This window comes from Porphyromonas uenonis DSM 23387 = JCM 13868 (genome assembly GCF_000482365.1).
Classification (GTDB): Bacteria; Bacteroidota; Bacteroidia; order Bacteroidales; family Porphyromonadaceae; genus Porphyromonas; species Porphyromonas uenonis.
Genome location: NZ_AXVC01000021.1, coordinates 1 through 13693, shown reverse-complemented (window position 1 = coordinate 13693; position 13693 = coordinate 1). Strand labels below are relative to the sequence as shown.

At 55.6% G+C, this 13693-nt stretch carries 9 protein-coding genes; 1 reads left to right on the top strand and 8 read right to left on the bottom strand.

The annotated features are described in order from the left end of the window. Positions 1–173: 173 nt before the first annotated feature. From L215_RS0100630 to L215_RS0100595, 8 genes are all read right to left on the bottom strand, one after another. Positions 174–3479, bottom strand: coding sequence for a UvrD-helicase domain-containing protein (locus L215_RS0100630; RefSeq protein ID WP_027451182.1), 3306 nt, complete (start codon positions 3477–3479; stop codon positions 174–176). Positions 3480–3483: 4 nt separating this feature from the next. Next, positions 3484–4449: a hypothetical protein gene (locus L215_RS0100625; protein ID WP_238296378.1), complete on the bottom strand. Its 966-nt coding sequence runs from the start codon at positions 4447–4449 to the stop codon at positions 3484–3486. 21 nt (positions 4450–4470) lie between these two features. Next, the gene (pdxA, locus tag L215_RS0100620) at positions 4471–5544 is read right to left on the bottom strand and encodes a 4-hydroxythreonine-4-phosphate dehydrogenase PdxA (RefSeq protein WP_025883174.1); all 1074 of its coding nucleotides are present in this window, start codon (positions 5542–5544) and stop codon (positions 4471–4473) included. Positions 5545–5551: 7 nt separating this feature from the next. Then, positions 5552–6613, bottom strand: a complete 1062-nt coding sequence (locus L215_RS0100615; protein WP_025883172.1) for a DUF4837 family protein — start codon at positions 6611–6613, stop codon at positions 5552–5554. Positions 6614–6639: 26 nt separating this feature from the next. Continuing rightward, complete coding sequence (locus L215_RS0100610; RefSeq protein ID WP_025883171.1) at positions 6640–7539, bottom strand: hypothetical protein; 900 nt, start codon at positions 7537–7539, stop codon at positions 6640–6642. 453 nt (positions 7540–7992) lie between these two features. After that, the gene (locus L215_RS0100605; RefSeq protein WP_025883169.1) at positions 7993–9540 is read right to left on the bottom strand and encodes a lipopolysaccharide biosynthesis protein; all 1548 of its coding nucleotides are present in this window, start codon (positions 9538–9540) and stop codon (positions 7993–7995) included. A 33-nt stretch (positions 9541–9573) separates the two neighbouring features. Next, positions 9574–10485, bottom strand: a complete 912-nt coding sequence (locus L215_RS0100600; protein ID WP_027451181.1) for a ribonuclease Z — start codon at positions 10483–10485, stop codon at positions 9574–9576. Positions 10486–10518: 33 nt separating this feature from the next. Then, on the bottom strand, positions 10519–11433 hold the full coding sequence (locus L215_RS0100595) for a 3-hydroxyacyl-CoA dehydrogenase family protein (protein WP_025883168.1): 915 nt from the start codon (positions 11431–11433) through the stop codon (positions 10519–10521). 664 nt (positions 11434–12097) lie between these two features. Here L215_RS0100595 and L215_RS0100590 point away from each other — a divergent pair. Beyond that, positions 12098–13420: an oligosaccharide flippase family protein gene (locus tag L215_RS0100590; protein WP_027451179.1), complete on the top strand. Its 1323-nt coding sequence runs from the start codon at positions 12098–12100 to the stop codon at positions 13418–13420. The last annotated feature ends 273 nt before the right edge of the window (positions 13421–13693 follow it).

Genomic DNA, 13693 nt, shown 5'->3' with positions numbered 1-13693 from the left:
GGTAGCAATTGGACAATTTCCTAGGTAGGAATTCCATCCTTCGGAAGGAAGGCGTAATCAGAGAGGATCTGTAGCCACTCTGTAGCAATACTCGGACCGTGCATCCCTAGTTATCGTTATGTGCAGCTCCTAAGTGGCTGGTTATAATGCGTCAGCCCTGGGCAATAAAGGCATCAGTCTACCTCGACGACTAGGTGCCCGTCGCTGGAGAGGTAGAGGAGGTAGGCGCGGACGGTCGTGAAGCCACTGGCGAGGAGCGCCTCGCGATAGTTGCGTAGCTGGCGCTTGTGACGAGCGGTCTGCTGTTGCGCCTCATCGCCACTCTTGTAGTCTATGATGACGGCTTGCTGCGCCTCCTCATCATACATGATGCGGTCGGGACGCTCTATGCGGGCTGTGCGTGTCTCACTGCTGGTGTCTTGTGTGAAGCGGACGACGCTCCGCTCGTTGACCACCTGCCACTGGCTACTCGGCTGGTAGTACTCGGCTATCGCAGGGTCTGCGAGCGCGCCCTCGAGCTGCTTGGTGAGGGCGGCTAGTTGCTCCCTGGGGAGGAGCCCCTGGTGGCACTTGGCCTGGAGTATATCTTGTAGTTCGTTGTGCTCTAGGTAGTCGATCTCACTTAGCAAGGCGTGGAGGAATAGTCCTCTGCGTACGGCATCTTGCTCCTGGTAGGAGACGCTCTGGGAGCGACGCACGCGTAGCTGGGCTAGGTCGCTGGTCTGCTCTCTGCCAGAGATCCTGCGGGGTGCTGAGGCGGTGCTGGGCTCTGCCGTAGGCTGAGTTTGCGGAGCTTTGGAGGGGTCTGTCTGAGTGTAAAAGGTGCGCTGCAGGACTTCTCCAACTTTTACCAAGGAAGTTGTGCTTTCGGAGTAGTGGAGGGGGATTTCTTTGGATTCGCAAAAGTCTGCACTGGAGGCGGTTTCGTGGATCTTTCCGACTAGCTCGGAGATGACGCTCTCGAAGTTGACACTCTTGCCCGCCTTCTCCTTCTTCTCACTGAGGATTAGGTGCATCTCGCTCTTGGCTCGTGTCATCGCTACGTAGAGTGTATTGATACGATCTAGGAGGGCTGCTCCCTCCTCGGCTGCGATCCTGTGGCGGAAGGAGGTGCTCAGCGTTTCTTTGGTAGAGGAGATGGGGAGTAGGGGAGGTATCTCAACATCCGTACCTAGCAGCTTGTGAAGCTCGTCCATCACCTCCTTGTCATTGCACCAGATGATGTCGTTGTGGTCTAGGAGCCTCCACTGGTACTCCAGAAGGCAGACGACGGGGAAGCCTAGCCCCTTGGCCGAGTGTATGGTGAGGAGCTGCAGTGCATCTTGCGTCTCTAGGCATAGTCTGGGGGTGTGGGTCTCTAGCCACTCGAGGAAGCCCTGCAGGTCCACGTAGTTGTCCTGGCTATAGTCCTGTACGGTGTCTAGGAGTGCATCTATGTAGGGCTGGTCGGCGGGGGTGATGAGGGGGCTCACGGCCTCGATGATCAGTAGCGTGAGTTCGTAGAGCGAGGCACCTAGTCCCTCGCTGTAGCAACGGGTGAGATCTAGGGCGGGTAGGTCATGGATGCTACGCGCTAGCACGGCATAGTGCGCTGTGGCTAGTCGGTGCTCGAAGCTCTTGCTGTAGAGCTCCTCAGTGGCTCCTGCATTGACTAGCACGCTGTGCATGATCTCTACGATGAGTCGGTAGAGCGGGTTAGCATCTAGCGAGAGCATCTCACGAGATACGAAGGCGAGAGGCTCTTGTTCAGTGTGCTCTTTGTTGTGCAGAATGATGGACTGAGCGATGCGCTGGAGGGTGTCGTTCTTTGGCGTCAGGATGGCGATGTCGGAGAGCTTGTAGCCACGCTCTCGGAGGGAGGGGATGACGTGCTCGAGGAGGTAGTCGATCTTTGCCTGGAGCTGATCCTGTGGGCTAGCCTCTTGCCACTGATGGATGAAGACTCCGCCTACCTTGTCTATGTGCTTGTCGGGAACTTCTTGATGGACCTCTGAGGCTTTGTAAATGTTCTCGATAAGGTCGTAGCTTTCGGAGGATTTATCCAGCTTGAGCTGGGAGGCGCCGGGTAGGAGAGAGAAGAAGCGGTTGTTGAAAGAGACAATCGCTGGAGCGCTACGCCAGTTGAACTCTAGGTTGTGTGTCTTCTCGTAGTTGGAGAAGTCCTTGCTCAGGCTCTTCTGCAGGAGCATCGGGTCGCTATTGCGAAAGCGGTAGATGCTCTGCTTGACATCTCCTACGATGAAGCTAGAGCCATCAGCGGCTAGAGCCTCATTGAGGAGCGGCTTGAAGTTTTCGTACTGAAAGCGACTGGTGTCCTGAAACTCATCGATCATGTGATGCTTGAGCTTGGTACCGATCCGCTCATAGATAAAAGCTGTGCTATGCTCCCTACCCACGAGGGTGCGAATGAGTTGCTTGGCGTTGTCTAGGAGCGTTATGTTTAGCTCCTCTGAGACCTTGCTGACGTTGCTTTGTATCTCTCCGAGGAGCTGCAGGTCGTACCCCTTTCTGATGGCGGTCTGCAGGGTAAAGAGCTTTGTGTGGAGAGGCAGTATCTTGTAGAAGGCGTTAAGCAGGGGAGAGCGCTCGAAGCCCTTTGTGTAGCGCTCATCCAGGGCCTCCTCAACGTTGAAGTGCCTCAGATACTTATCCCACGTGGTGGCGGTTATATAGGACTTTGTGTCACCGATGGTCGGCTGATCCTTCGTCGTGTCTGTCAGTCTAGCGAGTGGGGATTGTTGCCCGCCAGGGAACTTAGTGCCTGGGATGACTTGCTCTCGGAATGCGTCTACCTGCTTGCGGATCTCTTCCCGCACAATATCGATCTGCTCCTTGACCGCTTTCAAAAAGAGGGGATAGGTCTTGGGGTTGAGCAACTGTTTATTCTTGAAGGCTAGCTCCTGTATCTGCTCATTGTAGAGCTGCTTGGCGAAGAGGGTCAGGCCGTTCTTGAGAGCATAGATCGACTTGTCGGCTTGGTCGGTCAGAAAGCGCTTGATCGCCTCTTGGGCTTCTGGGGATGGCTCGTCAAAGAGTCGCTCCACGGCTAGTCCTAGTATCTGATCGGTGGAGAGCTCGATGCGTGTCGTGGGGCGCTGCTTGAGTTCGATGGCTAGCGCATGGATGATGTCTTGGAAGAAGGAGTCGATCGTCTTGACTCGTAGTCCGTCATAGTCGAAGAGTATGGACTGGAGCGCCGTGCGTGCTCTTGTGGATAGCTGCTCGTCACTGTAATGAGTATTAAAGCTATCGTAGAAAGGCGACTCTTGAGGCGCTACCGCCAATGTGTCGAGCTCCTTGAAGAATCGCTCCTTGAGCTCTCGGGTAGCTAGGTTGGTAAAGGTGACCGCCTGGACCTCCTGGTAACTACTCTCGGGGTACTGCAGGACGTGGCGCAGGAAAGCTTTCGTCATGGTGTGGGTCTTGCCCGCTCCTGCCGAAGCTTTGTAGATATGGAGTCGCTGGTTGCTCGTACTCATGGCACTATTGTGGAGACTCAGGCTGCTCTTTCCGCTGTATGTTGTCGCTGAGTCCCTGGTAAAGCTTGCGGTACTCAGACTCTAGGTAGAGCTGCACGCCTAGGGTGATCAGCGAGATGACGACGCCTGTCACGATTAGGTACCAGAGCTCCCAGCGGAAGGCCAAAGTGAGGACGAGGAGCACCCAGCGGTTGTAGTTGCTGAGCAGACCTAGCGTGACACCGACGCTACGCTTATACTGCGGCATCTGCTGAACAAACTGCGCTGGTACGCCCTCCTGATGCGCATGTCGATAGAGTAGTGATTGTAGCCGGTAGTGCCACGGGAGGAGCACTTCCCAGAGCGTGAGTAAGCGGTAGAGTGCACGTCTGGTCCATCGGCCCTCGGGCTCCTTAGGACTGGTCGCCTGATAGCCTCGTTGGTATCGGTAGGCAAAGAGTGGGGCGTAGTGATGAGCCTCCAGCTGTGCAAACATACTGCGCTGGTAGTACCTGACGAAGTACTCGATGAGTAGCTGATAGAAGTAGAGGAGTACGACGATAAGCGCTAGCGCAGCGTACCACCAGCCCGAGATGCCCGTAGCGCCTGTCTCCTCTGGCGGGTAAGTGCTGATGCGTATCGGCAAGGAGACGAGGAGCGCCAGCTGTAGGACGATCGGTGTGGCTGTGTACCAGACGACAACCTGCTTGCTAGGCGTTGGGATCGTCTGTCTCGTGACGCGCTGTCGCTCTACTGAGTAGGCGGTTTCGTTGAGTATCAGGGCTAGCAGTATGACTACTGTGCCAACGATGCTGCTCCACAGAGAGATCGGGTCGATCAGTGTGAAGGCTGCGACCACGCCCATGAGCATCGCTATCATAGACATGTAGTGAGCCTCGGCAAAGTCTGTACGCACCAGCACTTCGTGGGCTATGCGATCAGTCATGGGTCTTATCCCTTTGCGAGCTAGGAGTCCATTGATGCGCTCCATATCCTTTGTCGCTCTTTGCATTTACTCGTTATCTCCTCGTTTGTTCTTGTAGAGCTTAGGCAGGACATTGCTACGCGCCTCATCGTCTGCCATGCGATGGCGGTAGAGGTCGATAGCCATGTAGATAGACTCCATAAGTGCCTGCTCATTGGCGATGCCCTGCATCACGATATCGTAGCCCGTGCCGTGGTCAGGCGAGGTGCGTATGATGGGTAGTCCCGCCGTCACGTTGACCCCGTCGTGTAGGTGTAGTAGCTTGAAGGGGGCTAAGCCCTGATCGTGGTACATAGCCAAGACCGCATCGTACTGCTGATAAGCTCCCGAGCCCCAGAAGCCATCGGCCGAGAACGGTCCAAAAGCATAGATTCCCATCTCCCGCTGCGCAATGGCAATAGACGGAGCGATGACCTCTAGCTCCTCGGAGCCGATCAGTCCGTTGTCCCCAGCGTGTGGGTTGAGTCCGAGGACTGCTATGCGAGGCGAAGAGATCAAGAAGTCGCGTCGCAGCGCTTCGTCTAGGATCTCCAAAGTCTTGAGGACTCGTCTCTGGGTGATGACCTTGGGCACTTGGCTAATGGGGTCGTGCGTCGATACCAGTGCGACCCGCAGACCCGAAGGCGCTGCGAGGATCATCAGAGGTTCCTTGCCCTGTCCGCAAGCCACGCCTAGGTAGGCGGTGTGCCCTTTGTAGGGGAAGCGGTCTTGAGGCATAGCCGACTTATTGATCGGGCAGGTGACCAAGACATCTATCGCACCACGGTTAATGTCGCTCGTGGCTCGCTCTAGGGCAGCCAAGGCAGCCAAACCCGCAGGCTCCGTCACCTTGCCAGGCGTCACGTCAATCTCGTCGCCCACCACGTCGATCACGTTGACCACGTCGGGCTCCGCCTCCTCCGCGTCAGTGATCAGATGCCACGACGCACGCTCCATCTGTAGTGCCTTACTGTAGTACGCGGCGATACGTGGAGATCCATATATAATAGGTGTAAAGAGGTCGGTCACGCCATTGCGGTTGAAGAGCTTGAGCAGTAGCTCGTAGCTCGTTCCGTTGATGTCGCCGTGGGTTATCCCGACCACAATTCTTCTGTCAGTCATAAATCGTTCAATAGGTTGTGTAAGCCGTCCAGCGTGCCTGTGCTACTTGCTCAGCGTCCCACAGCTCGACGGAGTCAGCTCTTACGGAGAAGAGCGCCGCCTCGACCTGTTGCATCACATCTCGCTTAGCTTCATTGGGATGGTAGACAAAAGCCTCAGCGACGACCAGCTCGTTACCCTGGGGAGTGACGAATGCGTGCTGTACGAATGGTCCGCCCATAGATCCTCCGCCACGTAGCTCCCAGAGTCCACGCAGCTCAGTGCGTAAGGGCTGCCCCTCGATGGAGACTTGTCTTGTCATCAAGATGTGAGGTGCCGTGACCGCATGACTCCCCTCGACAGGTCCAGGCACATTGACCGCCAGGACCGAGTCGCGCAGAGCCACAAGGTAAGGTGCCGTCAATGCTTCGCCATGGTAAGGCACTTTGTAAAGGAGCATGTCGGTGCGCCGACGCATCGCATTGTTGGAGAGCCAGAGACAATTCTTGCCCACCTTGTAGGAGACGATGTCTTCGGGAGCGTTGATGTGGTATCCGAGATGCTTTACCGCTAGCTGGTCAGCCTTGTGGCTAAAGTTCTTCACCAAGTTGCTCGCTTGTACCGCCAGCTCGTGGCGTACGAATAGGTTGAGCACAGCACGTCCACGATCCGCCATCAGGTAGCAGACCGAGTCTGGCGAGGGGCTCTGTATCGTCACCACAATCTGTCCATGCGCCCACTGGTCGTAGGCGTACTTGACGCTGTTTTGCGTATACCGTCCCGCATCGATGTCTACGATCAGTATGTTGCGCACATATCGGAGGAAGGTGTCAAAGTCTTTGGGATCCACCGTCGTCACGTCCATCTGCTCCTCGATCTGAGGCATCGCGGGTACATAGCTTCGCAGCATTGACTTAACAGCCGTGCCGACAGAGTCCGCTAGGTAGTCACGATCCATGACGAGCATCACCTCGTTTGGCTTACCACTAGCCTGGGTAAAGGTGCTCCCGCCCCCTCCTGAGCAACTACTCACGGTGAGTAGCGCCAGCAGTGCCACGAGGAGCGATGTAATCTGATATAAAGGTCTCATAAGTCTATAGCATTATAGCGGGTAAATCACTCAGCACCGTCCTTGCGCTTGCTGTAGCTTTCTTGTCGCTCCTTGACCTCCTGATACTTGTCCTCAATACTCTTATTGTCGGGGTACTGCTCCCGCATCGTCTCCAGGAGGGGTAGCACGATCGGAAAGTTGTAGTACTTCGTCTTCAAGATATAATCCACAAGGAGTAACAGACGGTGTATGGTGCCTGGCGAAGCAATGCCGCTGGCGGTGAAGCCCTTCTCGTTTGACCCTTTGCAAAAGACCACTTCGTCCGTCACGCTAAGCTCTTCATCGGTCAGCGCATTAAAGGGGAACCAGTAGTTTGTCTTCTCCTCATCAAAGGCCTCGATAAAGCCGTACTTCTTCATATTCTCTCGCATCTTGATCGTGCCCGCAGGGCGCACTATCTGCAGATCTTCCTCGGGAATAGCGGTTCTATCCTCGCTCGCCTCTATCTCGTCTAGGATCTCGCTGAGGGTAGGCTTGTCGGCAGAGTTGCGAGGGTATCGGTTGGAGCTCGCCTTCTGTGGCTTAGTGGCGTGTGACTTAATCTGATTCTTGTCAGGTAGTGGGATACGGTCGCCGGGCTTGTATATGTAGGTTTTGTCCTTGTCTATAGAACCACCTAGCGGTGAGAGCAGGCTCTCTATCGCCTCCTCATCAGATAGCCTCTTCTCGTCACGCTCCTCCTCTTCAAGAGACTCTCTAGACGTGGTAGTGGACCAATCTCTCTTGTGATACACCGTAAAAGAATCAATTAGCTCCTCACGGATGAAATGCTGGTCACCACGACGACTCTCGAGGACGATGTAGTCGCCACAAACAGCCTGGAAGGTACCTCGGAAGGTCCTATCCTTCGATACTATAAGAATACTCTGACCTGGTGTCAGCCAACTTGCGAAATCATTAATCATAATCGATATGTCTATTAGTCTGTAATCTATATGCCACGGGTGAGTCAGCCTGGCTCGTACTCTCTCTCATACCAGACCGTCCGTGTTGATACACAAAGATAGTGAATTCTTTGACTCCTTGGCAACGTTGAGCCACATTCTCTCCAATTCCTCCCTTGGAACCGAAAAGTTCCTGCGCTGGAACTAAAAAGTTCCTCCGTTGGAACTAAAAAGTTCCTCCGTTGGAACTAAAAAGTTCCAAAAGGGGAACTAGTTTTTGGAACTCGTATGTGACATAAGATCAGTATGATACAAGCGTTGCGACAACCCGTTCGAAACGCTCTTAGTCCCCGCCGCAGGTTACGACATAAGCTGTAGATGCCTTTGTAGTAAGGGGGCTTAGACTGCAAAAAGAGAAGGCTCAACCGCTGCTAGTTAGCGATTGAGCCTTTCCTCTCTATGCCTTACTGATTTTTATCGTTCCGCTTTGTGGCGCAGGCGTCGCAGAAGCGGAGCAAGGGCTTTGCCCAGTTGCTCGCGCCAGACGACATACCCCGTGAGCGCAACCAAGACCACCGTGCTGAGTAGCAGACGCATCCACATCGCAGGCATTGTGCCATAGATCCACAAGACGAGCCCCACGGCGATGGCTCCCACAGCGAAATAGCCTGCCGTCGCCCCTAGTCGGTACGGTACAGGGTAGTACTTGCGCCCGAGGAAGTAGGAGATGAGTACCAGCAGGAGGTTGCTCACCACCGAGGCGTAGGCACACGCCATAAAGCCCCAGTGCGGAGCGCCCCACACGATGATTGCCACCGTGAGCAGACAGCCCAGCGTGGAGATGATGCCACCCCAGTAGGTGCGGTCGGTCAACTTGTACCAGAGCGATAGATTGTAGTAGATACCGAAGAGCACCTCCCCGAGCATCACATAGGGTACGACCCGCAGCCCGTCATAGTAGGCGGGACTGATCAGCACCTTGAGCAGGTCGAGGTAGCACATCACCGCTACATAGATAAAGATCGCCGAGAGCAGGTAGTAGTGCATAGCCTTCGCATAGGTGATGCGACGCTCGCGCTCCGCTGCTGCCTCCTCGTCTGCCGAGAGCTCGCCCTCCTTGCCTCGCTGGAAGATAAATGGCTCGTAAGCAAAGCGGAAGGCTTGCGTAAACATGACGATGACGACCGCTATCTTGTACCCAGCGCTGTAGATGCCGAGCTGCGTATTGGCAAAGGTTTGATCCGCAAAGAGCAAGGGGAAGATGATCTTGTCCGCCATTTTGTTGAAGTTGCCCGCTATGCCGAGCAAGACCATCGGCAGCGAGTAGTGGAGCATGCGACGAAGGAGCCCCCAGTCGAAGCGTCCGCCGCCACGCGCCTCTTTCATGTAGGGTATCAAGACCAGCAGGAGGATGATATTGGCGATCATGTTCGAGAGGAAGATATACTCGACCCCGAGCCCCGGCTCGTACCACCAGTCGATCGCCCCTGGGGCGACCCTCTGAAGCCAAGGGCAGACCAGTAGGAAGAAGAGATTGAGCGCCACCGTCAGGAGTACGTAGCCTATCTTGATCAAGCCATAGCGCAAGGCTTGATTGGTGTAGCGCAGATAGGCAAAGGGAATGCTGGTGAAAGCATCGATCGCCACGATCACAATGAGCATCGCCACAGGGCGCAGCATGTCCGCATAGCCGAGAGCCGCACCGATCGGCTTGACAAAGAGCAAGCCCAAGATGAGGAAGAGGAGCGAACTGGTGCCTAGCGTACGCAAACTATTAGCGTACACCTTGCGCCCGTCACCCTCACGGCTAAAGCGGAAGAAGCCCGTCTCCATCCCATACGTTAGGATGATCAGGAGCAGCGCCACCCAGGCATACAGATTGGTCACGATACCGTAGTCCGCTGGCGAGGGGAGCTGATACACATAGAGCGGGAAGAGCGCCCAGCCGAGGAAGCGACTGAGCATAGTCGTTGCCCCGTAGATGACGGTGTCCTTAAAGAGACTCTTGATACGGCTACTCATTGGATTTCTATAAACGGTTTTTCGAGTAAAGCATTACACTTCGTACAGATCCCCCTCTTGGGCTGCAAAGCTATTGGGAAAGACCTCTTGAGCCTCCCTGAGCAGCACCGACACATCGTCATAGCGCCCCGAGTAGTGACCCAAGAGCAGTTGACCCACCTCGGCAGCCTTAGCCACCTCAGCCGCTTGCCGTGCCGTCGAGTGTCCGTAGGTCTCTGCACGGTCGAGAAACTCCTCACTGTAGGTGCTCTCGTGGTAGAGAAGGTCCACCCCACGAATCTGCTCCACCAGATGCCACGCAGGGAGCGTGTCTGAGAGATAAGCGTAGGAGCGGGACGGGCGACCAGGCTTCGTCAGCTCACGGTTCGGGATGATGCGCCCGCCACCTTGAGGGACGTAGTCTAGCCCCATTTGCAGAGCAGGCATAGCGCTGTAAGGGATTTGGTAAAAGTTCGTAGCCACAGGATCGATCCTCCTCGGCATACAGTGCTCACGGCAGAGGAAGCCGACGGCACTCGTACGGTGACGCAGGGGCAGCGTGTCGACCGTGATCCACTCGTCAGTGTAGATGGACGGGCTAACCTCGTCACTCGGAGCGATCGTCACAGAGAGTGCGTAGGAGCTCACCTCCATATGATGCGCCTCTATGTAGCGTATGAAGTCGGCCACCTCGGCAGTCGTCACGATCGTGAGCGGCTTCGTACGCCCTACGTGTGCCATCGAGGTGAGCAGACCAGGCAGTCCGAAGCAGTGGTCCCCGTGAGCATGAGAGATAAAGAGCGCCTCCAGCTGCGTCATCTTATAGCCCGCCATAATGAGCGAGTGCTGCACCCCCTCGCCAGCATCTATTAGGTAGTGATGCCCAGCGACGGTCAGCACTTGCGCTGACGGTAGATGATGCCGTGTGGGACGCGCAGAGCCACAGCCGAGGATCTTGACTTGCATCTCAAGCGTGTTGCTATAAAAAAGGGGCTAAGGCTATGACTCTTCCTCCTCCTCTGGGGTATAGCGGTAGAAGCCCACGCCCACCTTGCGACCGAGTTGACCGGCACGTACCTTACGACGTAGCAGTGGGTGCGGACGATACTTGCTATCCATAAACTCTGCAAAGAGCCCCTCCAAGATCTCCAGACAGGTGTCTAGTCCGATCCAGTCTGCCAGCTCTAGCGGACCCATCGGGTGACTAGCCCCGATGCGCATCGCACGGTCTATGTCTTCGATAGAGCCGATACCCTGCGCCAACTCGGTGATCGCCTCGTTGATCATCGGTATGAGCATACGATTGACGATGTAGCCTGGCGTGTCCTCGACGTAGACCGTCTCCTTGCCCATCGCATCGCACAGCGCCTGGATCTGCTCGAGCGTCTCCTGCGAGGTGTGTTGTGACGAAACAATCTCAACGAGGTCAATGAGTGGCACTGGATTGAAAAAGTGCATCCCCGCCACAAGCGACGGACGCTGCGTAGCGTTGCCCAGCTCCGTGATGCTGATCGACGAAGTGATCGAAGCGATGATCGTCCCCTCGCTCAGGACAGCGTCTAGGTCTCGGTAGAGCTCCTTGTGCTCCTCGAGGGAGCCACTAGACGCCTCTATGACTAGGTTGGCCGAGACAATGTCGGCATTGTCCACGGTCACCTTGATACGGCTGAGCAACTCCTGTCGCTCCGCATCGCTCCAGCTGAAGAGTTCGCCGCACTCGGCCAGTGACTGCTCAAGGAGTGGGATAGCTCGCTTCTGACGGTCTAGTGAGCGCGCCTGTATGACGGTAGGTATATGGTGCATAGCCAGACAGAGGGCTATGCTACGGCCCATAGAGCCAGCGCCCACGATGGCCACCTTCTTGTCGTAGCGGGTCGTAGCTGTACTGCTCTGGGTAGAAGTCTCTTTTGTCATTGTATTGTAGTCTCTCTTGCGGATCAAAGGTACAAAAAAGCGCTCACCCGTCTAGCGTGACGTGTAGCGGCTGTAGGGACGCACGGTCGAGCGTCCGTTGTTGAACCATCCGACGTGTAACGGCTGTAGGGACGCACGATCTGTGCGTCCGTCCCCGAACCATCCAACGTGTAACGGCTGTAGGGACGCTCGGTCGAGCGTCCGTCCCCGTTAAAACCACAGTGCTGTAACCTCTGATACAACGGACGCACGACCGTGCGTCCCTACAAAGGTTACTCGTCCCGAGCGTCCGTCCCCGTTAAAACCACAACGCTGTAACCTCTGACACAACGGACGCACAGATCGTGCGTCCCTACAGCCGTTACACGTTTCCCTGCAACGGTTATACGTCTCCCGAGGAAATCCGAAAGATCCAGGGAGCAAATGCAAATCCTCCACGGAGGCAATGAAAAATTCCTCGGAAGATCGAAATGAAACTTCGGAAGAATGAAATGAAACTTCGGAGGAATTTGCCGTTTTCCCAGTGGAGGATTTGAATTTCCTCAGGAGAAATTTCATTTAGTCGGAAAGTTTCCGCCACGGGAGCCCCGCCACTTGGCACACGCTTTTGCAGCTACAACTAATTCGTGAGAAGGTAGTACCTTTGCCCTCGTACTGAAGCCCTATGAGCCTCAGACGACCACCCCAAGATAATCAGATGAACCAGTCACCCCTTCCAGCACCGAAGCACCTCCTCCAGAGACTATGCGCTATGGTCAGAGGCAATAGACTAGTCCTAGAGAACTTCCTCTCTCTCGGACTCATCAACGTGCTGAACTCCTCCTTTCATCTGATCATCTACCCGATCCTGATCCATCGTGTCGGCGCCGAGGCGTACGGAGCCTATGTCTACGCCTTTTCGGTCATCACATACTTCACCACGCTGGTGACCTACGGCCTGGACATGATCGGCACCCGCTACCTGGCTCGCTACGACAAGGAGGGCGACCTGGCGGGCAAATCCGACATCACTTCGCAGATACTCTCTAGTCGCCTTTACCTGCTCCTCCTTTCCTTCCTCCTCTTCCTGCCTATCGTCTTATGGGTCGGACCCTTGGCCGACTACCGGGCGCTCCTCTGGGCAAGCTTTCTCTCCGTAGTGGCCTGTGTCATCATGCCCAACTGGTACTTCATCGGGATCCAGCGCACGCGCATCTACCTCTACATACAGATCGCCACGAAGGTGCTTCTAGCCGTTGCCATCATCCTCTGGGTGCTTACGCCAGAGCATATGACACGCTACGTCTTACTGGCTTCGGCAAGCAATATACTCTCGGCGGGGATCGCCTTTGGCTATATATTATGGCGCGAAAAGCTCTCGCTACGCCTCATCTCACTGCGCAAAAGCTTAGCCCTCCTGCGAGAGGCTACGCCACTCTTCCTCTCTTATCTGGTGATGACGGTCAAGTCGGCTGGTCTCAACCTCGTGATCGGTTCGCTCTTTGGCATGACCTCCCTGACGGGCTACGACTTCTCGATGAAGATCGTCAGCGTCGTCATGTACATCACCAAGCAGCTCAACGTGGCGCTCTTTCCCTCGGTCAGCACCAGCTATACGACAGAGCGCATACATCGTATACTGCGTGGCGAACTGCTCATGGGCATCGTCTGCATGGGGGCGCTCATGCTCGCCGCTAAGCCGATCATCTGGATCATGGGCAATGGCCCGATAGAGGATCTCATACTACCTGTCTTCCTGCTCATGACGGTGCTGATACCGATATGGCTTATCTCGGGCTTCTTCATCGAACTGGTCCTTACCGCCAATGGGCGCAACCGCGAGGTCTTCATCAACCAACTCCTCTCGCTTGCGGTCATCGCGCTTGGTGCCCTGATCGCCGTGCTCCTACAGGTGAAGTTGATCGCCTTCGTCGTCATCGTCATCCTCTCGGGGCTCATCGAGATCGCCTTCCTCTACGCCACTGGCCGCCGCCGCGCCCTCATCTGACGCTGCGTAGCAATCTTAGCTCGTAAAAACAGAGACAGCCCCCACAAGCGTATCCGCTCATGGAGGCTGTCCTCGTATTCGTTCCGACTGCCAATCGCTCTCCTCTTCCAACTCACGCACCCCGTGTGGGGTGCGACAAAAGGCGATGACTATTACTTGACATGTAATCGCGTTTCAATTCACGCACCCCGTGTGGGGTGCGACTTTTGAGTTCACAGGCTGCACCCCGTACAATGGCAGTTTCAATTCACGCACCCCGTGTGGGGTGCGACG